The 26391-nt window shown below is 65.1% G+C and carries 26 protein-coding genes; 19 read left to right on the top strand and 7 right to left on the bottom strand.

What is annotated here, in order from left to right:
• Window positions 1–10: 10 nt before the first annotated feature.
• Window positions 11–1048, bottom strand: coding sequence for an agmatine deiminase family protein (locus BJI69_RS14660; RefSeq protein ID WP_046969133.1), 1038 nt, complete (start codon window positions 1046–1048; stop codon window positions 11–13).
• Between the two features lie 180 nt (window positions 1049–1228).
• A complete protein-coding gene (locus BJI69_RS14665) occupies window positions 1229–1567 on the bottom strand; it encodes a hypothetical protein (RefSeq protein ID WP_046969134.1) in 339 nt (112 codons plus the stop codon).
• 174 nt (window positions 1568–1741) lie between these two features.
• Here BJI69_RS14665 and BJI69_RS14670 point away from each other — a divergent pair, with 174 nt between their 5' ends.
• The 14 genes from BJI69_RS14670 to BJI69_RS14735 all read left to right on the top strand — a co-directional run bounded on the left by BJI69_RS14670 (window position 1742) and on the right by BJI69_RS14735 (window position 14132).
• The gene (locus BJI69_RS14670) at window positions 1742–3631 is read left to right on the top strand and encodes an ATP-binding cassette domain-containing protein (RefSeq protein ID WP_046969135.1); all 1890 of its coding nucleotides are present in this window, start codon (window positions 1742–1744) and stop codon (window positions 3629–3631) included.
• A 2-nt stretch (window positions 3632–3633) separates the two neighbouring features.
• Window positions 3634–4614: a hypothetical protein gene (locus tag BJI69_RS14675; protein ID WP_046969136.1), complete on the top strand. Its 981-nt coding sequence runs from the start codon at window positions 3634–3636 to the stop codon at window positions 4612–4614.
• Entirely contained in the window at window positions 4611–6323 is a 1713-nt protein-coding gene (gene recJ / locus BJI69_RS14680; RefSeq protein WP_046969137.1) for a single-stranded-DNA-specific exonuclease RecJ, read from the top strand. The genes BJI69_RS14675 and recJ overlap by 4 nt, the downstream gene beginning before the upstream one ends.
• Before the next feature lie 168 nt (window positions 6324–6491).
• On the top strand, window positions 6492–7553 hold the full coding sequence (locus BJI69_RS14685) for an SDR family oxidoreductase (protein WP_162201003.1): 1062 nt from the start codon (window positions 6492–6494) through the stop codon (window positions 7551–7553).
• Between the two features lie 112 nt (window positions 7554–7665).
• Entirely contained in the window at window positions 7666–8178 is a 513-nt protein-coding gene (locus tag BJI69_RS14690; protein WP_052767331.1) for a hypothetical protein, read from the top strand.
• Entirely contained in the window at window positions 8175–8606 is a 432-nt protein-coding gene (locus BJI69_RS14695) for a nuclear transport factor 2 family protein (protein ID WP_052767332.1), read from the top strand. Before BJI69_RS14690 ends, BJI69_RS14695 begins: the two co-directional genes overlap by 4 nt.
• Entirely contained in the window at window positions 8585–9331 is a 747-nt protein-coding gene (locus BJI69_RS14700; RefSeq protein ID WP_211258535.1) for a DUF5671 domain-containing protein, read from the top strand. The genes BJI69_RS14695 and BJI69_RS14700 overlap by 22 nt, the downstream gene beginning before the upstream one ends.
• The gene (locus BJI69_RS14705) at window positions 9328–9765 is read left to right on the top strand and encodes a hypothetical protein (protein ID WP_053057100.1); all 438 of its coding nucleotides are present in this window, start codon (window positions 9328–9330) and stop codon (window positions 9763–9765) included. The genes BJI69_RS14700 and BJI69_RS14705 overlap by 4 nt, the downstream gene beginning before the upstream one ends.
• A 108-nt stretch (window positions 9766–9873) precedes the next feature.
• Window positions 9874–10230 carry a hypothetical protein gene (locus tag BJI69_RS14710; RefSeq protein ID WP_125903068.1) on the top strand — a complete coding sequence of 119 codons (357 nt, stop codon included), beginning with the start codon at window positions 9874–9876 and terminating at the stop codon, window positions 10228–10230.
• A gap of 87 nt (window positions 10231–10317) precedes the next feature.
• Window positions 10318–10782, top strand: coding sequence for a nuclear transport factor 2 family protein (locus BJI69_RS14715; RefSeq protein WP_052767334.1), 465 nt, complete (start codon window positions 10318–10320; stop codon window positions 10780–10782).
• Between the two features lie 65 nt (window positions 10783–10847).
• Entirely contained in the window at window positions 10848–11189 is a 342-nt protein-coding gene (locus BJI69_RS14720) for a hypothetical protein (RefSeq protein WP_046969141.1), read from the top strand.
• Between the two features lie 52 nt (window positions 11190–11241).
• The gene (locus BJI69_RS14725) at window positions 11242–12219 is read left to right on the top strand and encodes a multidrug resistance efflux transporter family protein (RefSeq protein ID WP_046969142.1); all 978 of its coding nucleotides are present in this window, start codon (window positions 11242–11244) and stop codon (window positions 12217–12219) included.
• A gap of 54 nt (window positions 12220–12273) precedes the next feature.
• Window positions 12274–12729 (top strand): hypothetical protein, encoded by a 456-nt coding sequence (locus BJI69_RS14730; protein WP_046969143.1) that lies wholly within the window; start codon window positions 12274–12276, stop codon window positions 12727–12729.
• A 143-nt stretch (window positions 12730–12872) separates the two neighbouring features.
• Window positions 12873–14132, top strand: a complete 1260-nt coding sequence (locus tag BJI69_RS14735) for an MFS transporter (protein ID WP_078023208.1) — start codon at window positions 12873–12875, stop codon at window positions 14130–14132.
• Here the strand turns inward: BJI69_RS14735 and BJI69_RS14740 are convergent.
• From BJI69_RS14740 to BJI69_RS14750, 3 genes are read right to left on the bottom strand one after another with little or no spacing between them, the layout of a single operon-like run.
• Window positions 14107–14997: a LysR family transcriptional regulator gene (locus BJI69_RS14740; protein ID WP_211258536.1), complete on the bottom strand. Its 891-nt coding sequence runs from the start codon at window positions 14995–14997 to the stop codon at window positions 14107–14109. The genes BJI69_RS14735 and BJI69_RS14740 overlap by 26 nt on opposite strands.
• Window positions 14998–15001: 4 nt before the next feature.
• On the bottom strand, window positions 15002–15868 hold the full coding sequence (gene tesB, locus BJI69_RS14745; protein ID WP_046969145.1) for an acyl-CoA thioesterase II: 867 nt from the start codon (window positions 15866–15868) through the stop codon (window positions 15002–15004).
• Between the two features lie 49 nt (window positions 15869–15917).
• Entirely contained in the window at window positions 15918–16472 is a 555-nt protein-coding gene (locus BJI69_RS14750) for an N-acetylmuramoyl-L-alanine amidase (protein ID WP_046969146.1), read from the bottom strand.
• A 45-nt stretch (window positions 16473–16517) separates the two neighbouring features.
• Between BJI69_RS14750 and BJI69_RS14755 the strand changes: the two genes are divergently transcribed.
• The 3 genes from BJI69_RS14755 (at window position 16518) to BJI69_RS14765 (ending at window position 19662) form a co-directional block, all read left to right on the top strand.
• Window positions 16518–17036, top strand: a complete 519-nt coding sequence (locus tag BJI69_RS14755) for an alpha/beta fold hydrolase (protein ID WP_046969147.1) — start codon at window positions 16518–16520, stop codon at window positions 17034–17036.
• Window positions 17033–19177, top strand: coding sequence for a bifunctional 23S rRNA (guanine(2069)-N(7))-methyltransferase RlmK/23S rRNA (guanine(2445)-N(2))-methyltransferase RlmL (gene rlmKL / locus BJI69_RS14760; RefSeq protein WP_046969148.1), 2145 nt, complete (start codon window positions 17033–17035; stop codon window positions 19175–19177). Before BJI69_RS14755 ends, rlmKL begins: the two co-directional genes overlap by 4 nt.
• Window positions 19178–19254: 77 nt before the next feature.
• On the top strand, window positions 19255–19662 hold the full coding sequence (locus BJI69_RS14765; protein WP_052767335.1) for a hypothetical protein: 408 nt from the start codon (window positions 19255–19257) through the stop codon (window positions 19660–19662).
• 200 nt (window positions 19663–19862) lie between these two features.
• On the opposite strand, the gene BJI69_RS14770 is transcribed toward BJI69_RS14765, so the two are convergent.
• Complete coding sequence (locus tag BJI69_RS14770) at window positions 19863–20315, bottom strand: DUF6491 family protein (protein ID WP_052767336.1); 453 nt, start codon at window positions 20313–20315, stop codon at window positions 19863–19865.
• Window positions 20316–20502: 187 nt separating this feature from the next.
• On the opposite strand from BJI69_RS14770, the gene egtB reads away from it, so the two are divergent.
• Window positions 20503–21771 carry an ergothioneine biosynthesis protein EgtB gene (gene egtB, locus BJI69_RS14775; RefSeq protein ID WP_046969149.1) on the top strand — a complete coding sequence of 423 codons (1269 nt, stop codon included), beginning with the start codon at window positions 20503–20505 and terminating at the stop codon, window positions 21769–21771.
• Entirely contained in the window at window positions 21768–22754 is a 987-nt protein-coding gene (egtD, locus tag BJI69_RS14780) for an L-histidine N(alpha)-methyltransferase (protein ID WP_052767337.1), read from the top strand. The genes egtB and egtD overlap by 4 nt, the downstream gene beginning before the upstream one ends.
• Before the next feature lie 143 nt (window positions 22755–22897).
• Here egtD and mfd read toward each other — a convergent pair whose 3' ends face one another.
• Entirely contained in the window at window positions 22898–26350 is a 3453-nt protein-coding gene (mfd, locus tag BJI69_RS14785) for a transcription-repair coupling factor (protein ID WP_071924987.1), read from the bottom strand.
• Between the last annotated feature and the right edge of the window lie 41 nt (window positions 26351–26391).

Consider the following 26391-nt stretch of genomic DNA (forward strand, 5'->3'; position numbering starts at 1 on the left):
TTCCTCAGGGTTACTGGGCGATCGCGGCGGGCAACTGCATCGTGATGCAATGCAGGCTGCCGTTCTGCCAGATCAACGGGCGGCACGGCACCTGGACGACTTCGCGGCCCGGGTGGGCCAGGCCGATGATCCGCGCCGCTTCCGCGTCCTTCTCATCGCCATACGCCGGCACGAGTACCGCGCCGTTGACGATCAGGTAGTTCGCGTAGGACGCCGCCAGGCGACGACCTTCGTCGAGGATCGGCTCGGCCCAGGGCAGCGGATGCAGCGGGTAGGGCTTGCCTTCCGGCGAACGCAGTGCCGCCAGCTCCGAACCCATCTGGCCCAGTTCGGCGAAGTGCGGATCGCTTTCGTCGTCGCAAGCCTGGTACACGATGCCGCCGTCCTCGGAGAAGCGCGCCAGCGTGTCGATATGGGCGTCGGTGTCGTCGCCTTCAAGGTAACCGTGGTCCAGCCAGAGCACGCGGTCGGCATGCAGGGTGGTCGCCAGGGTCTCGGTCATGGTCTCGCGGGAGAGCTCCGGGTGGCGCTGGTTGAGGCACTTCCAGGTGGTCAGGATGGTGCCGCGCCCGTCGCTCTCGATACCGCCGCCTTCCAGCGCCCAGTCGATGCGCTTGTGCGGCAGGCCGGAGAGCACGCCGCGCTCGAGCAGGCCGGAAATCAACGCATCGTCCTGCTCGGCGCCGAACTTGCCGCCCCAGCCGGTGAAACGGTAATCGTTCAGCAGCACGCCGTCGGGACCGGTGAGCGTGATCGGGCCGGAGTCGCGCAGCCAGGTGTCGTCGTAGGGCAGCTCGATGAAATGCACCCGTGAGAGGTCCGCGCCGGCCTCGGTGATGGCCAGGCGGGCGCGCTCACGCAGCGCGGCGTCGGCCACGATGATGTGCAGCGGTTCGAAGCGGGTGACCGCGGCAGCCAGCGCCACATAGGTCGTCTCGACCGCGTCCAGGCGGTCGGCCCAGTCGGTGTCCGCATGCGGCCAGGCGATCAGCACGCCGGCCTGCGGCTCCCACTCGGCGGGAAGTCGATACGAAGTGCGGTCGGTCATGGCGGCAGGGGAGGCAGCGGAGGGAAGCCGCCTATTGTAAGGCTTCCGGGTGACAACTGCCCCCAGTCCTCGACACCCTGCTTGGTAGGAGCCGATTCATCGGCGATCCCGCGGCAGCGGGCGAAGTACCGGCGAGCACCCATTCGCCGATGAATCGGCTCCTACAACACGCCAGGTCCGTTATTTGGCGGCTTGCGGGTTCGTATTGTTCCCCGCCGGCGTATTCAACACCGTATGCACCACGTGGCTGCGCTCGAAATAGACGATGTAGCCGGGGTACATCCAGCGGTTGATGACCGGCTGCTTGGCGCTGCCGCCGCCGCGCGAGTCGAGCTTGGAGGTCGGGGCGCCGAACTGGCGTTCCACCTGGGCCATGCTCATGCCCTTCTTGGGCAGGCTCATGCCCTTTTCCTGCTGGACACGCTGCATCAGCAGGCTGTCGGCATGAACCGAAGGCGCCACGGAGGCGGAGACGATCGCCAGGGCGATGGCGGTGAAAACAGGCTTGAAGGTATTCATGATGGCTCCGTCGCGCTCCCCATGCGGCGCAAGACGCCGTTTTAACATGTCGCCCCATCCCGCGCCATGGGCGGCGTGCACCGGGCTTCACGGCTGTGTCCTGCGTCGCGTTTCGGCCCCGTGGGTCGGCGGGCCGGCTATCATGGGCAGTCGCTCATCGCAGTAACCCTATTCATGATCTCTTTTCGCAACCTCGCCCTGCGCCGGGGCAGCCGCACGCTGCTCTCGCAGATGGACCTCACTATCCAGAGTGGCTGGGCGCTCGGCGTCATCGGCCGTAACGGCTGTGGCAAGTCGACCCTGTTCGCCGCCCTGAAGGGCGAGCTCGAGCCGGAAGTCGGCGAGCTGGACATGCCTTCCAAGGTCCGTCTGGCCTCCGTGGATCAGGAAACCCCGGCCTTGCCCGACCCGGCGATCGAGTACGTGCTCGGCGGCGATGCCGAGGTGGCAGCCGCGCTCAAGGCGGAAGCCAATGCCTACGACGCGGAAGATTACGAGGCCGTCGCCACGGCGAACATGCGCATCGAAGAGCTCAACGGCTACGACGCCCGTGCGCGTGCCGGCCGGCTCATGCATGGCCTCGGCTTCAGCCCGGAGACCCACGAGCGACCCGTCGCCTCGTTCTCGGGTGGCTGGCGCGTGCGCCTGAACCTGGCGCGGGCCCTGATGGCTCCCTCGGATCTGCTTCTGCTCGATGAGCCGACCAACCATCTCGATCTCGATGCCGTGCTCTGGCTCGAAGAGTGGCTGCGCCGGTATCCGGGAACCTTGCTGATCATCTCGCACGATCGTGAATTCCTCGACGGCGTGATCTCGCACACGATGCACCTGCACGAAGGGAAGGCCAAGCTCTATACGGGCGACTACACCGCCTTCGAACGTCAGCGCGCCGAACACCTGCGCCAGCAGCAGATCGCCCATGTGCGTGAACAGGCCGAGCGCGCCCACCTGCAGTCCTTCATCGAACGCTTCAAGGCGAAGGCATCCAAGGCCAAGCAGGCGCAGTCGCGCATGAAGCGCCTGGAGAAGATGGCCGGTACCGAAGCCGTGCGCGCGGAGCGTTCCTTCAGCTTCTCGTTCCCCACGCCCGACCGCTTGCCGACTTCGATGTTGCAGCTCGATCACATCGACGCGGGCTACGGCGATCAGGTCGTCCTGCGCGATGTCGCCTTCGGCCTCGAGGCCGGCGATCGCATCGGCCTGCTCGGTCCGAACGGTGCCGGTAAGTCGACCATGGTGAAGTCCCTGGTCGGCGAGCTCGAACCGATGGTCGGCGAGCGCAGCTTCCATAAAGACATGAAGATCGGCTACTTCGCCCAGCATACGGTCGAAAGCCTCCACGAAGGCTGGAGCGCGTTCGATCATCTGCAGGAGAAGGCCCCGAACGCCGGCGCGCAGATCCTGCGCGACTATCTCGGCACCTGGAATTTCCCGGCCGATCGCGTGTTCGAACCGGTCGACAAGTTTTCCGGCGGCGAGCGCGCGCGTCTCGCCCTGGCGCTGATCGCCTGGGAAAAACCAAATCTCCTGCTGCTCGATGAGCCGACCAACCATCTCGATCTCGACATGCGCGAAGCGCTGGCCGATGCGCTCGCCGATTTCGACGGCGCTCTCGTGCTGGTCTCGCACGATCGCCATCTGCTCGGCATGGTCTGCGACGAGTTCTGGCGCGTCGCCGACGGCAAGGCCGAGCCCTTCGATGGTGATCTCGACGACTACGCCAAGTGGCTACGCACGCGTGGCACCACGCGCAAGACGGCGGCGGTCGCTTCGGCGCCGCAGAATGCGCCGGTGCAGGAAGCCGCCAAGGAGAAGCGCAAGCTCAGCGCCGAGGAACGCGAGAAAGAAAAGCCCTTGCGTGCGCGGGTGAAGAAGATCGAAACCCTCATCGCGACGATGGACAAGGAACTCGCCGACATCGACGGCAAGCTTGCCGACCCGACCGTCTATGGCGGCAGCAGCGCGGACCTGGTGAAGCTCGGTCAGCGCCAGGCCGAACTGCGTAGCGAGAAAGAAGCGGTCGAGCTGGAATGGCTGGGCATCCTGGAACAGATCGAGGTCTGAGCATGAGCGTCGCCCTCAACGTCCTGCTGCCGAGCCGTGAAAAGCTCCGCTACGTGCCCGCTTTTGCGGCGTGGCTCGCGCGCGGCACGACGTTGCCCGCCGCCTTGCCCGGTTACCTGGTGGCGATGGCGGAGCAATTCCGTTGGCCGGCTGGGTCCTTGCCGGCGGCGGCCCTCATCCGCCAGTCCGTCGCGGGCGATGCAGGGGATGCCTTGTGGCTCTCGGCCGATCCCGCCTGGGTCCAGCCGGAACTCAATGGTGCGCGCCTGCTGGCCTGCGGCAATCTCGGCCTGCGTCTGGAGGAATCCATGGCGCTGGTGAAGGCGCTTGCCGAGACCTTCGACGCCGAAGGGATGACCTTGCTCGTTGGCGATTCGCAGCACTGGCAATTGCGCCTGCCCAAATACGTCGACGTGCCCTCGTTTCCCGAGCCGGAGGAGGCGCTGGGCGCGGATCTCTTCGAGCAACTGCCCAAGGGCGAGGAAGGTCGTCGCTGGCGCGCGCTGATCAACGAGGCACAGGTGGTGCTGCATAACCATCCGGTCAACGCGGCGCGTGTCGCGCGTGGACTGCCGCCGGTCAACAGCGTTTGGTTATGGGGCGCCGGTGCGTTGCCCGACTGGGTCGAGTGTGGCCTCGGACGAATCTACAGTGACGACCTGCTCGCCTGGGCACTCGGTCACCGCGCCAACGTCGACGTTCAGCCCCGCTCAGCTTTTGTAGGAGCCGATTCATCGGCGAATGGGGTTCGCGGCAAACTGGCTATCGCCGATAAATCGGCTCCTACAAAGAGCCGCGAGGATGAGGTTCCTTACAGCCTGCTGGACCTGCAGGACGTGCAGCCCGCGGAGTTCGAACAGGTCTGGTGGCCGGCCATCGAAGCGCGTCTCGAGGCAGGGGTCGATCTGCGCATCGCCTTTGCCGATGGCGTGCGCATGGTCATTCGCAAGCGTCACCGCCTGCGTTTCTGGCGCAAGGCATGACCGCGCGAGCCTGGCGCCAGCGACAGGTCGCTATCGCACCGAGCGGCTGGCCGCCGCATATCCACCCGGTCATTCAACGGCTCTACGCCGCGCGTGGCGTGCCCACGCCGGATGGTGCGGAGCACCGCCTTGCGCGCATGCTGTCGCCGAACCTGCTTGGCGGGATGGATGCGGCGGTTGCACTGCTGATGGAAGCCATTGCCAGCGACAAGCACATCGTCATCGCCGGCGACTACGACTGTGACGGGGCCACGGGTACTGCGGTGGCCGAGCGCGGCCTGCGCATGCTCGGCGCGCGTCACGTACGCCATGTGGTGCCGAATCGTTTCGTGCACGGCTACGGTCTGAGCGAGGCGCTCGTCGCATCCCTGGATCCGACGCCCGATCTGATCGTTACCGTCGACAACGGGGTGGCCAGCGTGGCGGGCGTGGCGGCGGCACGCGCGCGCGACATCGCCGTCTTGATCACCGACCATCATCTGCCGGGTGACACCTTGCCCGATGCGAACGCCATGGTGAATCCGAACCTCGCCGGTGACGGATTCCCGAGTAAGGCGCTCGCCGGTGTCGGCGTCATGTTCTACCTCCTCCTGGCGCTGCGCGCGGCGATGCGCGACGCCGGTCACTTTGCAGCCGGCGAGCCCGACCTCAGTGCGTTACTCGACCTTGTGGCGCTTGGCACCGTCGCGGACCTGGTCGTACTGGACTTCAACAACCGCGTGCTGGTCGAAGCGGGGCTCAAGCGTATGCGTGCGGGCAAGGCCTGCGCGGGCATCACGGCCCTGATCGAAGCCAGCGGCCGCTCACTGGCGACCGTCGGCGCCACGGATCTGGCTTTCGCCATCGGCCCTCGGCTCAATGCAGCGGGACGTCTCGAAGACATGTCACTAGGCGTCGCCTGCCTGCTCACCGATGACCATGGCATCGCGCGTCGATACGCCGAACAGCTCTCGGCGATCAACCAGGAACGTCGCGAGATGCAGGCGGGCATGGTCGACGAGGCTGAAACGATGGTGGCGCGTGCCGCGCACGTCGATTCGGTGGGTGTCGCGCTATTCGACGAAGGCTGGCATCCGGGCATCGTTGGCTTGATCGCGTCCAAGTTGAAGGAAAAGCTGCATCGTCCCGTGATGGCGTTCGCGCCGGCCGGCGACGACAGCGACGAACTGCGCGGCTCGGCCCGCTCCATTCCCGGTTTCCATATCCGTGATGCGCTAGCAGAGATCGACGCGAAGCATCCCGGCCTGATCCTGCGATTCGGCGGTCACGCCATGGCCGCGGGTCTCAGCCTTCATGCCAGCGACTTCGATCGCTTCGCGGCCGCTTTCGACGCAACAGCGCGCGGCCATCTCGACGACGAACGCCTCCAGGCCCTCGTGCACACGGACGGCGAACTCGACTATCGCGATCACACGCTCGACCTCGCAAAGCAGATTCGCTACGCCGGGCCTTGGGGGCAGGGCTTCCCGCCGCCGATCTTCGAAGCGCGGTTCGAGTGCGCTTCATGGAAACCGATGGGTAGCCGCCACCTTCGTTTGCAACTGCGCCATACGCAGGGCGGGGCGCCTCTCGATGCCGTGATGTTCAACTGCTACGACGGCACACCGCCGCCCGATCGCATGCGCGTGGCGTATGAGTTGTCGGTCAACGACTGGCAGGGCAGGGAGAGCCTGCGGCTGCTGCTGACGCATATGGAACCGGTGGCCTGAAGGGCGGCTCGGCGCCTGCTCAAAGCAGGCAGTCGCGAACGCCTGGTTGCGGCGCTATTCCGAAAATGTGCCAACCACTTCGGTATGGTTGACGACAGTGCGGACGGGTGACTAGGCTCGGTCGCACTCGCGTTCCAGGATGGGAATGCCGTGAAATCAAGGATGAACATGGAGACGATCCTCCTGACAGGCGCGACGGGTTTCGTTGGAAGCGCCCTGGCGGCCAATTTTCTGGCGGAATCCACCAACGTCATCGCGCTGGTGCGAAACGATGCCGATGGCGAACGGACGCGTACCGCCGTGCTCGCCGCGGCGAACGGCTTTGGTATCTGCCTGCCGGCAATCGCGTTACGTCGGAACCTGCATGTCCTTCAAGCCGATGACGACGGATACGTGGCGCCACTGACGGTCGCGCGCCTCGCCGAGGTCGCCCATGTCTGGCATGTCGCTGCAGAGATGAGTATGGCGACGAAAAACCTCGCACGGACCTTCGCCACGAACGTCGGCATGACCACCGACCTGTATCGACACGTCTCTGCTTACGCGCCGCGATGCCGTCGGTTCCACTACATGTCGACGGCCTATGTCGTTGGCATGGACGGTGGCGACGTCGACGAAACCTTGCACTTCGGTGGCCATTGCATCAATCCGTACCAGGTGAGCAAACGATGCGCCGAACACTCGCTGGCGCTGCTGTCCTCTGGATCGCGTCTGCCCGTGACGCTCTTTCGGCCGACCATCGTCGTGGGTCATCTTGCAACCGGATGGACGGTGAGGAATGGCTTCGGCATGTACATGTTCGTCGAGGCGATGAAAGTGATCACCGCGAGCAAGCAGGCCTCGTTCAACTTGCCCCTTGTGGCTACGAGCCGGCCGGACTTCATACCTGTCGACCGCCTGGTCCATCAGGCCATGTTGCTGACGAATCGACGCGAGAAAACGCCTGGTCTGGAGATATTCAACTGCTCCGGGGGACGTGGCCTGTCAATCGGCGATGCCGTGGCGCAGATCGGTCGCCTTTGTGGTGTCGAGGTTCGTTATTCCGCACCGGAGACGGAGTTGGAACAGACGATGGCGGCCGGGATGGAAGGGAGGCTGCCGTTTGCCAACACCGATTGGCAATTCGTACGCTCGAACCTGGACAGGGCTATCGGTCGCTCGCGAGCGGATCGGCCGGTAGACGAGAAGGATCTCGACCGGCTCGTTGAATGGTATCTCGAGACGCCTTAGTGCCTGGAACACAACGGTTCGACGCGTCGGGAAACCGTCCTGTCGCACGGGTGTGGAAGGTACATCGCGCTGCTTTTAGCCTGATGTCTCTTCCCGTCCAGGACACCATGGAATGCTTCCTCGTAACGTCGCCCTGTTCGCCGCCACGCTGCTTGCTACGTCGTTTGCTCACGCGGCAACCCCGGCACCGGCATCGACAACCGCCAAAGCCGAGATCAGCCAGCTCGTCGACGCCTTCAAGGCCGCCATCATTGCAAAGGACGGCACGAAGCTCGGCACGCTTTTCGTCGCCGGGAACAGCAGCTGGTTCTCAGCGATGGACTCCGCCTCGTTAGAGCGGACCCGTGCGAAGAAACCTGATGCCAAACGCGTCAGGGCCGAGCCGGAGGCGTACAAGGGTTTCACGAGCTTCGTCGGAAGCACGACCCACGCCATCGAAGAGACCTTCGACAACGTACGCATCGATACGGACGGCATCGTCGGCTCGGTGTATTTCGATTACGTGTTTCTTCTCGACCGCAAGCCGACCAACCACGGCAACGAAACCTGGCAGGTCGTTCGCACCGACGAGGGCTGGAAGATCAACGCCATGCTTTATTCCGTGATACTGGATCCGGCGAAGTGAGCGGACGTGCTCCGTTTCTCGGCGCTGCACTCGTCTTCACCGCCATGTCGTCGCGAGCCGCCTGCCTGTCCCCGGGCGTCGAACCCACGCCTGCGGCCGTTGTCGATGCCCAGTTCGCCTATTACAACGCGCACAACGTCGACGCCTTCGCCACCTGTTATGCCGAAAACGTAGAGATGATCTACCTCGACGCTTCCCGGCCGGCGATCCAGGGGCGGGCAGGTATCCTCACGGCCTTCGCCTTCCTGAAAACCATGCCCAGGGAAATGGGCGTGCAAATCGTCCAGCGAACCGTCACCGGACCCACGGTGATCGACAGGGAGCACGTCGTCGGTCTTCCCTCCGGCAAGGTCCTGCCGGACATGGCCGCGATCTACGAGGTCCGCGACGGCCAGATCGTGAAGGTGTGGTTTCCGCCCAGTCATTGAGCCCCGAGAAAGCCATGGTGATGCCACACGGTCGGTCCGCTGATCCGTATGATGGCTCCCACGATGGCGACTCCAAAGGATGGACGACGATGGCGAGTGGCACGCAGGATCTCGAACGATTCGTACGCAAGGCCCTGGAAAGAGGAAGCAGCAAGGAGGAGGTGAAAGTGGCTCTGACCTCCGCGGGTTGGACAGTGGAACAGGTGCGCAGCGCATTATCGGGCTTCGCTGATGTGCCCTTTACGCTGCCGGTTCCCCGGCCGCGACCGTACTTGTCGGCGCGGGAGGCGTTTCTCTACCTTGTTCTGTTCACCACCCTCTATCTCAGCGCGTATCACCTGGGTAGCCTGCTGTTCAATCTGATCAACCGCGCCTTCCCGGATCCGGCGAGCTTCACGACGAGTAGTGCGGACAGCATGCGCTGGTCGATTGCCTCGATCATCGTCGCCTTTCCGATCTTTATCGGCATGTCCTTGAAGATCGGTGCCGAGTTGACCCGGCATCCGGAGAAGCGCCTCTCCGGTGTGCGGCGCTGGCTCACCTACCTCACGCTCTTCGTCGCCGCGGTCGTTCTGCTATGCGATGTAATCACCCTCGTCGACCACGCGCTCGGCGGCGAGTTGAGTGTGCGTTTTGCACTGAAGGTGGGCGTCGCCGCGAAAATTTCGGTAGCGGTGTTCGGCTACTACCTATGGGACCTTCGTCGCGACGAGCGTGACGCATGAGCGGGCCAGCACCGGGCAAATGGCTTGCGATAGCCGGTGGCGTGGCTATGCTGGCGGCCGTCGTGGCAGGCCTATCCTTGCTTGGCTCGCCGGAGCACCAGCGGGCCGTCCGCCTGGATGATCAGCGAGTGTCGAACCTGCGCACGCTTTCGACCTTGATCGGTATCGAGCTCGACCGTAAGAAGACTCTCCCTTCGTCGCTTGCGTCGCTGGACATGGGTGGCAATGCGTCGAGGGATCCCGTGACTGGCGTGCCCTACCGTTACGAAGTGATCGGAAAGAACGCCTTCAGGTTGTGTGCCACGTTCGATGCCGCCTCCGAGGACGAGGGTCGGACACCGCGTGCCGCGAATGCCTGGGTACATGCGGCAGGGCACCAGTGCTTTACACGGTCTGGCGAATCCGATCACTACGTCGAATACGCCGATCCCTGAGCTGGGGCGAATCCGGCGGGCTCAAGCACTTGCCCGATAAACCTCGGGTAGACCCGCCGCACCGTCCACATATCTGAGACGCCGCCCGCCTAACCTCGGCCCATGGCGATGGTTCACTGGGTCCAGATGGGGGAACGGCAATACGCGATCCTGGAAGGGACGTCGCGGGCGTTCGCCCGCGTCAGTCCCCAAGATGGGGTCTGGGTAGTCCGTTGGCGCTACGGGCCGCGGCGCGGGCAGGGCGCCACGGTGAAGGGCGTTTCCCTGATGCAACGCATGGTCATGCGTTGGGCGGAGCATAACGAGGCACGGCTGCGTAAGCTGATTCCTGTCGAGAGCCGGCCCTACGACCCGCCCTCGGCGCTCGAACGCTACTTCTACGACGCCATCTGGCCAGGTTACGTGCCCGCGTCCCGCTGCCCGCGACGGGCGAGCAGGGAAGTGACTGATCCGGTCCCGCCGTGAGTCGCGGCATAGACCATCGGTCGGTGTTGAGCAGCTCCTGCGTCAGTCTTATATTCGGCGTCCAAGGGGTTTACGGGGAGTGGAACTATGCGTGATGCAACGCGCTTGCTGGGGCTCGCTGGCCTGTTGTTCGTGGCGGTGGTTTTACGCCCGGCCGCAGCGGCTACGTCCGCATCGACAGAGGCGGAGATCACGCGCCTGGAGGACGACTGGCGCACGGCCCGGATCAAGGGCGATACCGTTTTTCTCGAGCATTTCTACGCGAAGGACCTGGTCATCCAGGGCATGAACGGTTCAGCACTTCCCCGCGACGAGGATATCGCGCTGTTCGCCAGCGGGCAGATCAAGCCGTCGTTCATCGACCATGGCCCGCTGCGCATCCAGTTGATGGGCGACACGGCCGTCGTTACCGGGACCGATCATCTCGGCGGGACTTACAAGGGTCACTCGGGGGAAATGAACCTGCGTTTCACCGATGTCTTTTTCCGGCGGGACGGTCGCTGGCAGCTCGTGGCGACCCAGGCCACAAAGATCGCCGACCCGCCCCATTGACCCGGGCGCTTTCCTCCCACACATAGGGTGCATCACTTAACCCGTCCCCTTTGCAGGTGGCACCCATGTCCCCCGATCGCTTCGTCCTGGCCATCCAGAACGCCGTGGTCCGCGACAATCTCGCGGTCTACGACGAAATGTTTCGCACCACACCGGTGGAATGCGCCGTGGATCCCCTGTGGATCCGTGCCCTGACGATGTTCAATTCGCTGGACGAGGAAGGCAAGGAAACACTCATCGAAGTGATCCGCAACATCATGATCGACACGACGGCGAACATGCTGGGGATCTTCGACGGTTGCTGCCCGGTGTCGGGTATCGAAGCCGACGTGACGCTCTCGGTCGGCGGGCAGCCGATCGGTGGCGAACTGCAGGAACTCTTCCTGGAACTGAACGAATCCGAATGACGTCTCCGCGCGACGCTGGCACACTCGGTCTTCGCTCCATGCAAGGTTGTCCATGCGTTCCCATGCCCTCAAGGCGGTGGCGATCGCGCTGATCTCGGCGCTGTTCTTCACCTTCACCTATGTCCTCAATCGTGCCGTCGTCAGTGGCGGGGGGCATTGGCAGTGGGCGGTGATCCTTCGTTACCTGATTACCTTGCCGCTCCTCGCGCTCGTGCTGCCGTTCCAGGGTGGCTTCGGTGCCTTGCCTTACGAGCTGCGCCGACATACGCGCCAGTGGCTGACGTGGAGCAGCGTGGGCTTCGTGCTGTTTGGCGTGCCGCTGACCTGGGCGGCGAGTAGCGGGCCGTCGTGGCTGGTCGCCGGTAGTTTTCAGACCACGGTGCTGGCGGGGCCGTTGCTGGCGCCTTTCATTTATCGGGACGAAAGGGCGCGCTGGCACGTCGCTGCCTTGTCCATCGGTGTGTTGATCGTCGGTGGAGTGATGCTGCTGCAGTTCGGGCATTCGCACGGGGCACTTGATGCATCGGCGTGGCTGGCCGTCGGCGCGGTGGTGTTTTCTGCCTTCGCCTATCCGCTGGGCAACCGGATGATCCTTCTACATCTCGAACGGACGGGGACGAAGCTCGGGCCGGTGCAGCGTGTGTTCGGGATGACGCTGGCGAGTTGGCCGTTGTGGCTTCTGCTCGCTGTGGTGACGTGGTTCACCGTGGGGCCGCCGTCACTGCGCGAGGCGCTGCTGGCAGGCGGTGTGGCCTTGTCGTCCGGCGTGATTGCCACCGTGCTGTTCTTCCATGCCACGGAGATGGTCGGGCGGCAGCCCACAGCCTTGGCCGGTGTGGAAGCGATGCAGGCCGCCGAGCTGCTGTTTGCCACCGTCGTGGGCGTGATCTTCCTGCACGAAGCGTTACCCGGGCCGGTTGCCGCGTTGGGCGCCGTCGCCATCATGGTCGGGATCGCCTTGTTCGCGTGGGTCAGCGGACGGGAAGCTGTCTCGGATGCCCAGGACGCCGTGGCCGATCGTGGCGCTTGACGCTGCCGCCACACGCAGGGCGTAGGCTGCAAGGCGACTCCAGGAGACCCCGTCATGAAATCGCTCACGCTCGCATTGCTGCTTGGCCTCCCGCTCATGGCATCGGGACAGACGCCGCCGGGTGTCCAAGGCCATGCCGCACCCGTACCAGAACCGATGAAGCGCTTTGCGTGGAGGGACGAAGCCGCTGGCTACACGTTCGTCGCACCGCCGCGCTGGGCGGGCAAGGTGAAGGCCGTGCCGCTGGATTCGAAGGCGTTGGCGAAGTCCGGAGCGACGAGTGGCGTGCGCTTCGTCGCCGGGGCGACGACCTTGCTGGTCCTCATGGCCGCCGACTCTGTTCGCGCGAACGCGCTGATGACGACGGGTAATCGCGAGTTGTCGCGCCATGACGGACATGTTGTGGCGGTGAAGGCCGAGGCGGATGGGGGGAGCCTGGCGTTGACGGATGACGAGTTGGCGTCGGCGATTCAGTGGGATGGCGGTGGGGCGGGCACGGTGGCGCGGTAGTCGTGAGGCTGAGGCGAGTTCCTTTCGCCGATGAATCGGCTCCCACAGGAAGCTGATCTAGAAAGTCGATTGATTCGTTTTGGGTATGGAAGCGGAGTTTCCGCTCTATCGATCCGACTCAATTCAGGGACTAGCCTTGTCGCATGGCTCAATCCCTGGAGGTTCCCGTGGACGGCTCGTCGTCCGCCGCGCCGGCGGTTGTCGTGGATCGGCGCATTCGTCATGGCACGCCCGCCTTCCGGCGTACCAATCTCGCCCTGTTCTCGTCGGGCTTCGCGACCTTCGGTCTGCTGTATTGCGTGCAGCCCCTGTTGCCGGCGTTCTCACGCGCCTTTTCCCTGGACGCGGCATCGAGCAGCCTGTCGCTCTCGCTGACGACGGGCGTTCTGGCCGTGTCGATGCTGTTCGCCGGTGCCATCTCGGATGTGTTCGGCCGCAAGCCGGTCATGCTCACCTCGCTGCTTGGCTCGTCGCTGCTCGTCCTGCTCAGTGCGATGGCGCCGAACTGGGGCACCTTCCTCGTCCTGCGGGCACTGCTCGGCATAACGCTGGCCGGCTTGCCGGCCGTCGCGATGACCTACGTGAGCGAAGAGATCCACGGTGACTCGCTGGGCTTCGCCATGGGCCTCTACATCGGCGGCAACGCGATCGGCGGTATGGGTGGGCGATTGATCTCCGGCTTCGCCGCGGATCACGCATCGTGGCGTGTCGCCATCGCGATCATCGGTGCCTTGGGTCTGCTTGCCGCGGTGCTCGTCGCACGTGGCTTGCCTGCCTCGGTGCATTTCGAAAAACGTCGTGCGCATCCGCGCGAGCTGCTTGCCTCGTTCGCGTCGCTATGGCGCGACAAGGGGCTGCCCTGGCTGTTTGCCGAAGGCTTCCTGCTGATGGGCGCCTTCGTCACGATCTACAACTACGTGGCCTATCGCCTCCTTGCGCCACCGTTCTCATTGTCGCAATCGCACGTCGGTGCGGTGTTCATGGTCTACGTGGTCGGCGTGGCGAGCTCGGCGTGGATGGGCAAGGTCGCCGACAAGCTCGGTCGTCACCGCGTGCTGTGGACCACCTTCGTCATCATGCTTGCCGGCGTGGTGCTCACGGCGAGCGCGTCGCTGTGGGCGATCGTCGCGGGCATCGCGATGATGACCTTCGGTTTCTTCGGCGGTCATTCCATCGCCAGTGGCTGGGTCGGCAAGCGGGCGACGTTCGCGCGTGCGCATGCGTCGTCGTTCTACCTGTTCTCGTACTACATGGGCTCGAGCATCGCGGGCTCGCTGGGTGGACTCGCCTGGACACACGCCGGTTGGAACGGCGTCGTGGCGTATGTCGCCGTCCTGGTCCTCGCCGGCCTGGCGATCGCCGTGAAGCTGCGCCGCCTCAGGCCTTCAGCATCAGCTGCGTGAAGGTTTTTACCAGCGGCGACGTATCGCTGCGGCGGTGCACGAGGTAGAGGGCACTGGCGGCATCGGGCGAATCGATGGGTACGTAGGCCACCCCTTCGACATGCACCTGACTCATCGATTGCGGCAGCACGGCCACGCCGAGTCCGGCCGCGACGAGGCCCACCATGGTGGCGGACTCGCCGGCTTCCTGGGCGATGCGTGGTGCGAAACCGGCATGACGGCACATGGCCTGGACTTGCGCGGCGACACCCGTCCCTGCGTTCCGGCTGAAGACGACGAACGGCTCCGCGGCGAGTTGTTCGACGCGCACGCGCGGACGACGTCCCTTTGCCAGCGGATGGTCGGCGCGCAACACGGCCACGAGCGGATCGTCCACCAGCTTGCGCGCGACCAGCGCCGGCGGCAGGTCGGTGCCGCGAATCAGTCCGACTTGCTGGCTGCCATCGAGCAATCTCTCGATCTGCTGCAGCGTGTTGTGTTCCTTCAGCACCAGGCGCACGGCCGGAAAAGCCTCGCGAAACGCACGCACGGCGCGTGGAAAGCGGGCGATCAAAGGCGTGCTTTGCGTGAACCCGACATGTAATTCGCCGATCTCGCCGCGTTCGGCGCGACGGGCGAGGTCGCCGGCTTCATCCACCCGGGCGAGGATCTCCCGGGCGTCGTCGAGATAGACGCGCCCCGCATCGGTCAACTCGACGCGCCGGTTGGTTCGGCGTAACAACCGAACCCCGAGCATCCCTTCGAGATCGCGGATCTGCTGGCTCAGCGGCGGCTGGGAAATGCCCAGCCGCTCGGCGGCACGGCTGAAATGCAGCTCATCGGCGACGGCAATGAAGTAACGCAGGTGCCGTAGCTCGATGTTCATGCGATCAGTCGGGGCGGACGCGGATCAGGCCTTCCTGCGCCGTGGAGGCGACGAGTCGGCCATCACGTGTGTAGATCATGCCGCGTGCAAGACCGCGCGCACCTTGCGAGGTCGGGCTATCGAACGAATACAGCAACCACTCGTCGATGCGGAACGGGCGGTGGAACCACAGGGCGTGATCCAGGCTGGCCATTTGCATGTTGCGGGTGAGATAGGAAATGCCGTGGGGCAGGGTGGCCGTACCGATCAGGTGGAAGTCCGAGGCATAGGCGAGCAGGGCCTGGTGCAGCGACTGCGTGTCCTCGATCGGCGCGGTGAGCCGGAACCAGATGTGCTGGTACGGCGGACGCTTGGCCGGACGCAGCTCATCGCGCGGCCACACGTGGCGAAACTCGAACGGACCGTTGATGCCGAGCCAGCGCTGGGTTTTTTCCGGCAGCTTGGCGACCTGCTCCGCGTTCATCGCGTGCATCGGCTCGATGTCTTCCGGTGCCGGCACTTCCGGCATGGTCATCTGGTGCTCGTAGCCGGTCTCCGGCTCCTGGAACGAGATGGAACCGTTGAGGATGGGCTGGCCATGCTGGATCGCGACCACGCGGCGCGACGAGAACGAACCGCCGTCGCGCGTGCGCTCCACGCTGTAGACGATCGGCGCGTTGATGTCGCCGGCGCGAAGAAAGTACGCGTGCAACGAGTGCGCTTCGCGCTTGGCATCGACGGTACGCTGCGCGGCCGACAGTGCCTGGCCAAGTACCTGGCCACCGAAGACGAAGCGTGTGCCGATGTCCCGACTCTGGCCGCGGAAGAGGTTGTCTTCCAGGCGTTCGAGTTCGAGGAGTTCGACGAGCTCGCCGACGTGAGTTTCCGACATGAGGGTGCCTTCTGAACGGGGCGCGATAGAGCGCGGAGTATAGCGGGCCTCAGCCCCCGAGCCGGCCCAGGCGCCCGGCGTCATACGCGCGGACCCAGGGGAACTGCGGGCCGGGATCGCGCTTGCGTGGCACTTCGTTCCCGGGGTCGTCGCTGGAGGGGACCATGGCGGTGTCCAGGTCTTCGTGGCCGGCGATGTGCCTGAGCGACGGGAAGTGTGCGGTCAGATGATCGAGCAGGGCGCGCAGGGCGGTGATCTGCACCTCCGGGTAGGGCTCGGTCATGGTCTGTTTCGCCGAATGGAACCAATCCGGGTAGCGCCCCGTGTTGACCAGTTCGATGCCGATGGAGCGCGGGTTGTAGCCGCGCGTGTGGTGGGCGACGCGCAGGGGATCCACGTAACAGAGCACCGTGCCGTCGCGGTCGACGTAGTAGTGGCCGCTGTTACCGGCACCTGTCTCGTACAGCACCTTCTCGCCGTACTCCCTGGCCGTGGCCAGGTCGGGCAGCTCGGTACAGTGGATGACCACGAGGTCGATGGTGTCCGCGGCCCGTTCAGGCAGGCGGCCGACATAGGGCAGGGGGGTGTCGAGAATGTCGATCATGGCGCTTTGATAACATAGCCGGTCATTCCGCGTCCGGAGACCGCCATGCGCGGCCACATCATTCTTTCCCACGGTTCCGATTCGGGCCCCGATGCCACCAAGGTGAGCGTCCTGGCGGGCCTGGCCGAATCGCTCGGCTGGACCACGGTCCGGCCGGATTACCGTGAGGACGACGCCCGCGGCTATGCCGGCAGCATCGATCCACGCCTGGCCCAGCTGGCCCGGGCGATCGCGGACTCACCCGCGCCGCCGGTCCTGGTGGGATCGAGCATGGGCGCCTTCGTCTCCGGCCTCGCCTCGCTGGACGCACCGGTGGCCGGCCTGTTCCTGCTGGCCCTGCCGACGACGATTCCGGGCTACCCCCGGGATTTCGCCCTGCGTCCCGGCGTTCCCTCCTTTCTCGTCCATGGCTACGCCGACGATGTCTGCCCCCTGGACGAGGCGCTGGCCTTTGCCCGCGCTCATGCCATTCCCGCCCTGCTCGTGCAGGACGACCATCGCCTAGGCGCCACCTTGCCCGACATCGAAGCCGAGTTCCTTCGCTTCCTGGGGAACCTCGCATGACCAAGTTCTTTGCCACCTGCCCGAAAGGCCTCGAGTACCTGCTGAAGGACGAGCTGATCGCCATCGGCGCCAGCGACGTCCGCGAGGCACTCGCCGGCGTCGCCTTCACCGGTTCCATCGAGACGGCTTATCGCGCCTGCCTGTGGTCGCGCATGGCCAGCCGGATCCTGTTGCCGCTGGCCGAATTCGACGCCGCCGATCCGGACCAGCTCTATGCGGGCATCCAGGATATCGACTGGTCCGAACACCTGGCGCCGCACGGCACGCTGGCGGTGGATGCCAACACGGCGATGAGTAAGCTCACCCACAGCCAGTTCATCGCGCTGAAGACCAAGGACGCGATCGTCGACCAGTACCGCGCCGCGACGGGTTCCCGCCCGGACGTGGATCCGGAAGAGCCGGACCTGCGCGTCAACGTGCGCGTGCGTCGCGATCGCGCCACGCTGTCGATCGATCTGTCCGGCCTGCCGTTGCATCGCCGTAACTGGCGCCACGAGCAGGGTGAGGCCCCGCTCAAGGAAAACCTCGCCGCCGCCATGCTGGTCCGCGCGCAGTGGCCGCGGATCTACGCCGAAGGCGGCGCGCTGGTCGATCCCATGTGCGGCTCGGGCACCCTGCTGATCGAGGGCGCGCTCATGGCCGCCGATGTGGCGCCGGGCCTGCAGCGCGACTACTACGGCTTCCTCGGCTGGGCCAAGCACGACTACTCGCTGTGGCGGTCGATCTACGACGAAGCCAAGGCCCGTGCCGACGAAGGCCTGCGGGCCTTGCGTCCGGTGTTTTTCGGTAGCGATTCCGATCCACACATGATCCAGACGACCAAGCGAAACGCACAGAGCGCAGGCGTGGCCGGCTTCGTTCACCTGGATCGCCGCGACGCCGTCCATGTAGAGCCGCCGCCGGAAACGCCGCTGGGCCTGGTCATCACCAATCCGCCTTACGGCGAGCGTCTGGGCGACCGCGCCGAACTGCCTGCGCTCTACCGTGACCTCGGCCAGGCCCTGAAGGACCGTTTCGCCGGCTGGCGCGCCGCCGTGCTGGCCGGCGACGACGAGCTCGGCCGTGCACTGCGTCTGAGTCCGGACAAGCGCTACGCCCTGTTCAACGGCGCTCTGGAAACGCCGCTGCTTACCTTCGCCCTGCGTGCGCGGGACGAGGCCCCGCGCGAGGTCAAGCCGCTGTCCGACGGCGCGCAGATGCTGAAGAACCGGCTGGACAAGAATGTCCGCCACCTGCGCAAGCGGCTTGGTCGCGAAGGCATCACCTGCTGGCGCGCCTACGACCAGGACCTCCCCGAATACGCGGCGGCCATCGACGTCTACGAGAACTGGCTGCACATCCAGGAATACAAGGCGCCGCTGGAGGTGCCGGTCGACGTCGCACGCATCCGCATGCGCGAGATCGTCCGGGTGGCGAGCGAAGTTCTGGAGATTCCGCGTGACCGCATCGCCGTGAAGACGCGCGAGCGGGGCAAGGGCGGTTCCAAGTACGGCCAGTTCGACCAGAAGGGTGAATTCATCGAGGTGCACGAAGGCGGGCTGAAGTTCCTGATCAACCCGACCGATTACCTCGACACCGGCCTGTTCATCGACCACCGCCTGGTACGCGCCAAGATCCGGGAACTTGCCGCCGGCAAGCATTTCCTCAACCTGTTCGCCTACACGGGTACGGCCAGCGTTTACGCGGCGGCCGGCGACGCGCGCGACACCACCACGGTCGACCTCTCGGGGACCTATCTCGACTGGGCCTCGCGCAACCTCGACCTGAACGGGTATAGCGGCGCCCGCCACCGCCTGGTCCAGGAAGACGCGATGACCTTCCTGGAAAAGCGCAGCATGCAGTACGGCCTGATTTACGTGGATCCGCCGACCTTCTCCAACTCGAAGAAGGCCGACGACTTCGACGTGCAGCGTGACCACGTAAAGCTGCTCATGGCCTGCAACGAGCGCCTGCTGCCGGATGGCGTGATCGTTTTTTCGAACAACTTCCGTCGCTTCCAGCTTGATCGGGCGGCCCTCGAACCCCATTTCCAGATTGAAGACTGGAGCGCACCGAGCATCCCGTTCGACTTCGCCCGCCGCCATAACATCCATGGCTGCTGGCTGCTTCGGAAGCCGTACGTGAACCCGTGGAAAACGTGAACGGGCGGTGGACAAAACTTCAGTCCGGATTCAGTGGCCGAGCGCGAATCTGCGCTCAACACCCGGAGGTAATTGTCATGAAAGCTAAGCTCGCTAAATCCGCCCTCCTGCTCGCTGCCGCGGGCCTGATGGCGTTCGCACCTGGTGCGTTCGCACGTGGGTATGGCTACGGCGGTGGCTACCATGGCGGTTACGGTTACCACGGTGGTGGTTACTACGGCGGCCGTGGCGGTTACTACGGTCGCGGTCACTACGACAATGCCGGTCGCTGGATCGCCGGTGCCATCGTTGCCGGTGCAGTGGTCGGCCTCGTCGCCAACGCTTCGCAGCCGCGCACCGTCGTGTACGACAACGGCCCGGCGTATTACCGCCCGGCCACGGTCGTCTATCAGGACGCCCCGGTGGTGACCCGTCGCGTGACCACCACGACCTACGTGGACGACGGTTACAGCACCACCCGCTACGTGCGTGACGACGGGTATTGATCGTCGTCAGGCGAGGTCGTCGTTGACTCGTTGAATGAAGAGCCCGGCTTATAGCCGGGCTTTTTTTTGCTTGATGGGGAGCCGGCTATGCCGGCGATAGGGTCTGAGGCGGCCTGGCCATCGCCGCTGAAGCGGCTCCCACATGGGTGCTCATCGGGGCCGCCGGGCCGGCTGTTGCGCCGCGACGCCGGCGTTTCGCTTTACGGCTTGGAGCCGCTGGTGCCGGCGCCGGAGCCGCTGAGCTTGGCGTTCTTCGACATCGCCTGGTAGGTCGCCTTGTCGAGGGTCTGGACGGACTCGATGCTGCACGGCGGGTCGTTGTTGATGCGATCGACCTTCTCGGTCGGCGTGCCGCAGATGCGGAAGCCGCCGATGGCCTTATTGCTCTCGGCGGTCTTGAAACGTACGCCGCCGCCCAGACCCATGCGCGGACAGTCCACATTCGTCTTGACCACGAAGTGATCCGGTCCGGTTGCGACGAGGAGGGTACGGTCGTCGACCACCTTCCAGTCGGTGATCCGGTCGGTCCGCATGCAATCGTTGAATTCGAGCGCCTTCACCGCTGGGGCGGGCCCGGCGACGGGGGCCTGCTCGGCGGCGTGGGCGGCCACGGTAAGGAGCAGTGAAGCGACAAACAGGTGACGGACTTTCATGGCCGGACTCTCCATCGTAGGAATCTGCACGTTAAGCCTGTTTGTGCCCCGACACGAGAGAAAAGGCGGCTTCGGTGCACCCGCCGTTAAGGCGGCGGTCGGGTGCGCTCACGTTCGTTGAACGTATCCGCTGGCAAGGTTTCCGTAATGACTGACGAGTCCGTCGGCAGTGCAGGAACCTCGCCCTATGACCGTCCGACCGCTTGGCATCGACCCCCGCCCGCCGGCCAGCGCGGATCTTACCCAACGCTTCCTCAGCATCCGCCACCGTACGGCGGAGCTGGCGGCGCGCCTGCGGCCCGAGGACACGGTCATCCAGTCCATGCCGGACGCCAGTCCGACCAAGTGGCACCTCGCGCATACGACGTGGTTCTTCGAGCAGTTCATTCTGTCTCGGGACCCGGGCTATAGGTCGCCGAATCCGGACTGGCACTTCCTGTTCAACTCGTACTACCAGTCGGTCGGCCCGATGCACGCGCGGCCCAGGCGCGGCCTGCTGACGCGGCCTGCGCTGGACGAGGTGCGGGACTATCGATGTCGCGTCGACGAAGCGATCGCGGCGCTGATCGCGCGCGGTGACGATGCCAGCTTGCCGGCACTGATCGAACTGGGCGTCCAGCACGAGCAGCAACACCAGGAGCTCTTGCTCACCGACATCAAGCACGCTTTCGCGCAGAACCCGCTCGAGCCAGCGTTCGCGCCGGATGCGCCGCGCTCGCTTTCCATGGCCGCGCCGGCCCTGGCCTTCGTGCCGTTCGACGAAGGTATCGTCGAGATCGGTCACAGCGGTGACGGGTTCGCGTTCGACAACGAGGGTCCGCGGCATCGCACGTACCGGCAGGCGGGCTCCCTGGCCAACCGCCCGGTGACCAACGCGGAGTTCCTGGCCTTCGTCACCGACGGGGGCTATCGCCAGCCCGCGCTGTGGCTGGCCGACGGCTGGGCCCTCGTACAGGCGGAGCAGTGGCAACGCCCCCTGTACTGGGACGAGGCACTGGAGACCGAATTCACCTTGCAGGGGCGTCATGCGATCGACCCGCATGCGCCTGTCTGTCACATCAGCTATTTCGAAGCCGACGCGTTCGCGCGCTGGGCCGGCGCGCGGCTTCCCACCGAGGTGGAATGGGAAACCATGGCAGCACCCTTGCCCGTGCGCGGGAACCTTCAGGATAGCGGGGCGTTCAAACCTCGAGCCTCATCGTTCGAGTCCTCACTCGGTCAGATGTACGGCGACGTTTGGGAATGGACAATGAGCCCTTATGTCAGTTACCCAGGATTCCGGACTTTGGCCGGGGCCCTCGGCGAATACAACGGCAAGTTCATGAACGGGCAGTGGATTCTGCGCGGAGGATCCTGCGCTACCCCTGCGGACCACGTTCGTGCGACCTACCGGAACTTCTTTCCTCCCCACGCCCGTTGGCAGTTTTCGGGGATACGACTGGGAAACGATCGATGAGCGCTCAACCGAAAGACATCCGTGTAGACGACCGCCATCCGGATGTCGAGGACACGCTGCATACCGTTCGCCGTGGCCTCGCGATGAAGGCGAAAAAGCTGCCGTCGCGACTGTTCTACGACGAGCGCGGATCGGCGCTTTTCGAGGCCATTTGCGAGCAGCCCGAGTACTACCTCACGCGGACCGAGATCGCGATCATGCGCGACCATGCGGGTGACATCGCCGATACGCTGGGCCCTGATGTGCGCCTGGTGGAGTACGGCAGTGGCAGCGGCATCAAGACGCGCATGCTACTCGAGCATCTGGTCACCCCGGTTGCGTATGTGCCCGTGGAGATCTCCCGGTCCGCCCTGATGGAGAGCGTGGCCGAGCTGGCTACGCGCTTTCCCGATGTACCGATGCAGCCGGTATGCGCCGACTTCACGCAGCCACTGCGCCTCCCCGTCGCCTCGCGTTCGCCGCGCCGCACGGCGATCTATTTTCCGGGTTCGACGATCGGCAATTTCGAGTCGAAGGAAGCGATCCGCATTCTTCGCCTGATGCGCACCGAGATGAGTGACGGCGGCGGTATCATCATCGGCGTGGACCTGAAGAAGGATCCAGCGCAGATCGAAGCCGCGTACAACGACGCCGCTGGCGTGACGAACGACTTTACGCTGAACATGCTGGTTCGCCTGAATCGCGAGATCGGCACGGACTTCGACGTGAGCGCGTTCCGTCATCGTGCGCGCTACAACGCGCTGGCAGGACGCATCGAGACCGCTCTGGTGAGCACCAAACGGCAGGATGTGCATGTCGGCCACGACACCTTCGCCTTCCGCGAGGACGAGGCCATGCACGTCGAGTACAGCTGCAAGTATTCGCTCGACGACTTCGCCCAGATGGCGGCCAAGGCCGGGCTCAGCGTGGCGAAAGTGTGGATGGATCGGGAGCAGCGTTTCAGCGTGCAGTATCTGGTGCGTTCGACGCCTGCCGCGGCCTGAGCTGCCTGCTCTAGGTAGGAGCCGATTTATCGGCGATCCCTGCGTAGCGAAACCCTGAAGGTTTTCGCGACCGGGTTTTCGCCGATGAATCGGCTCCTACCATAGCGAAGCATCGCCGCTGAAGCGGCTCCCACATGGGCCGGTTAGCCAGGCCTTCTCGCGCCCAGGGACACCAGGGTGTCCTGCGCGGTGCGGATGCGCTCGGCGGAGCCGGGTAGTTCCATGATCACGCGTAGCTTGTCCTGGCCGTCCATCTTGAAGATGCGTGGCTGGGTCTGGATCAGGCGGATCAGGGCGACGGGGTCGATATCGGGTTTGTCGCGGAAGGTGATGCGGCCGCCGCTGGCGCCGAAGTCCACCTTGCGAATGCCGAGCGGCGTGGCCATGAGCTTCAGCTGGGCGACGGCGAACAGGCACTTGGTCTGGTCCGGCAGCAGGCCAAAGCGATCGATCATTTCCACCTGCAACTCACGCAGGCCGTCGTCGTTGCGCGCGCTGGCGATGCGCTTGTAGAGGGTCAGGCGCGCGTGCACGTCGGGGAGGTAGTCGTTCGGGATCAGGGCGGGCAGGTGCAGCTCCACTTCCGTCTCGTGCTCGGAGGTGAGATCGAAGTCCGGCACCTTGCCCGACTTCAGCGCACGCACCGCGCGGTCGAGCAGCTCGGTGTACAGGCCGAAACCGATTTCCTGGATCTGGCCGGACTGTTCGTCGCCGAGCATTTCGCCGGCGCCGCGGATTTCGAGATCGTGCGTGGCGAGGGTGAAGCCGGCGCCCAGTTCTTCCAGCGACGCGAGGGCTTCCAGTCGCTTCTCCGCATCGGCCGTCATGGCCTTGCGATCGGGCACGATCAGGTAGGCATAGGCGCGGTGGTGCGAACGGCCCACGCGGCCACGCAGCTGGTGCAGCTGCGCAAGACCGAAGCGGTCGGCGCGGTTGACCACGATGGTATTCGCGGTCGGGATGTCGATGCCCGATTCGATGATGGTCGTCGACACGAGCACGTTGAAACGCTGGCGATGGAAATCCGCCATGACCTGCTCGAGCTCACGCTCCGGCATCTGGCCGTGGGCGACGCGAATACGCGCCTCGGGAACCAGTTCGCCGAGTTCGCGGGCGATGCGTTCGATCGATTCCACTTCGTTGTGCAGGAAGTACACCTGGCCACCGCGCGCGAGCTCGCGCTGGATCGCTTCGCGGATGAGCGCGGGCTGGTAGGTCGAAATCAGCGTTCGCACAGCCGTACGGTGCGCGGGCGGCGTGGCGATGATGGAGAGATCGCGCAGGCCGCTCATCGCCATGTTCAGCGTGCGCGGGATCGGTGTCGCGGTGAGGGTGAGCAGATCCACTTCGGCGCGCAGCTTCTTCAGCTGCTCCTTCTGGCGCACACCGAAACGCTGCTCCTCGTCGACAATGACCAGGCCGAGGTTCTTGAAGCGGATGTCCGCCTGCAACAGCTTGTGCGTGCCGACCATGACGTCGATCTGGCCGTCGGCCAGCCGTTCCAGCGCCGCATCGGTTTCCTTCTTCGACTTGAAGCGGGAGACCACGTCCACGCGGACCGGCCAGTCGGCAAAGCGATCGGCGAAGTTGCGGTAGTGCTGCTGGGCGAGCAGGGTGGTCGGCACCAGGACGGCGACCTGCTTGCCGGCGGTGGCGGCGGCGAAGGCCGCGCGCAGGGCCACTTCCGTCTTGCCGAAGCCGACGTCACCGCAGACCACGCGATCCATCGCGCGCGGCGCGGCAAGATCGACGATGACCGCATCGATCGCCGCCTGCTGATCGGCGGTTTCCTCGAAGGGGAAGGTCGCGGCGAATTCCTCGAGCATTTGCCGGTCGATCGAGAGCGACTCGCCCTGGCGTGCCTCGCGCTGCGCGTAGATCGCCAGCAGCTCGGCAGCGACGTCGCGGACCTTCTCGGCCGCCTTCTTGCGTGCACGCTCCCAGGCGTCGCCGCCCAGCGAATGCAGCGGCGCCAGCTCGGGCGCGGTTCCGGTGTAACGGCTGACCAGGCCAAGCTGCGCCACCGGCACATAGAGCTTGTCGCCCTTGGTGTACTCGATGGTCAGGAACTCGCCGGGCATGTCGCCCACGTCGAGTGACACCAGGCCCTGGTAACGACCCACGCCGTGGTCGATGTGCACGATGGGCGAGCCGATGGACAGCTCGGTGAGGTCCTTGATGATGCTTTCGGGATCGCGCGCGGCGCCGACGCGCTTCTTGCGGTCGGTGCGCACGCGTTCGCCGAACAGCTCGCGCTCGGTGAAGACGGTGAGCGCCGGCTTGGTCAGCGCGAAACCCTGCTCGAGCGAGGCGACCGTGATGGCGAAGCGTTCGTCCCTGGCGAGGAAGTCTTTCCAGCCGTCGACCATGACGGGTTTCATGCCGCCCGCGCCGGCAAGCTGCTCGATCAGCGCTTCGCGACGGCCGGCGGAATCCGCAGCGATGAGGACGCTGCCCTTGTAGCTGGCGAGGAAGTGGCGCAGCGAGGTGCCGGGCTCCTCGCCCTTGCGGTTGAGCGGTACTTCAGGGGCGGGCATCGTGCCGAGATCGACGGCGTGCTCCTGTCCCTTCGGCACGACATCGATGCGGACCTGCTTGTTCAGGCGCTCGCGCAGATGCTCGGGCGGCAGGTAGATCTCGGCCGGCGGCAGCACCGGGCGCTCGATGTCGTGCGCGCGCTGGTCGTAGCGTTCGGAGGTCTGCGTCCAGAACTGTTCGGCAGCGTCGAGCACGCCGTCGCCAAGCACGAAGAGGGCGTCGCCGGCGATGTAGTCGAAGAGGGTTTCCGTGGCCGGGAAGAACAGCGGTAGGTAGTACTCGATGCCGCCGGGCGTCACGCCTTCCTTCATGTCCTGATAGAGATTGCAGCGCCGGATGTCGATCGGAAAGCGCTCACGCAGGTTGGCGCGGAAGTTCTTCGCGGCCTCGTCGGTGACCGGGAATTCGCGCGCGGGCAACAGGTCGACGCTGTCGACCTGTTGCTGGGAGCGCTGTGTCTCGGTATCGAAGGTGCGGATCGATTCCACTTCGTCGTCGAACAGCTCGACGCGGTAGGGCTCGTTCGCGCCCATGGCGAAGATGTCGATCAAGGCGCCACGCACGGCGAAATCGCCCGGCTCGCCGACCTGGGGCACGTTGCGGTAGCCGGCGGCTTCCAGTCGGCGTTGTTCGGCACTGATGTCGAGTTTCTGACCCTTGCGCAGGACCAGCCCCGACCCGGTGATGTGCGTGCGCGGCGCGATGCGTTGCATCAGCGTGGCGACCGGCACCACCAGGACGCCGCGCTTGATGCTTGGCAGGCGGTAGAGTGTGGCGATGCGCTGGGAAACGACTTCCGGGTGCGGGCTGAAGACGTCGTAAGGCAGGGTTTCCCAGTCCGGGAAGTGCAGCACCGGCAGTTCGCCAGCGAAGACGGCCAGCTCGCCTTCCAGGTTGTCCGCGCTGCGGGTATCGCGGGCGACGACCACCAGCAGGCCCTCGTGCGCCCGGGCCGCCTCGGCCACCTCCAGCGCCCACGAGGAACCATGGGGCACGGCCCAGTAGCGGCGGGTCTTGGCGTTGGCGGGGAGCGGCGGGCGGGGAAGCGCTACAGGCATGAAGTCGGCTTGTCAGCTGCGGGCAAGCCGATGATTGTACT

Source organism: Luteibacter rhizovicinus DSM 16549, from assembly GCF_001887595.1.
In the GTDB taxonomy this organism is placed as follows: domain Bacteria; phylum Pseudomonadota; class Gammaproteobacteria; order Xanthomonadales; family Rhodanobacteraceae; genus Luteibacter; species Luteibacter rhizovicinus.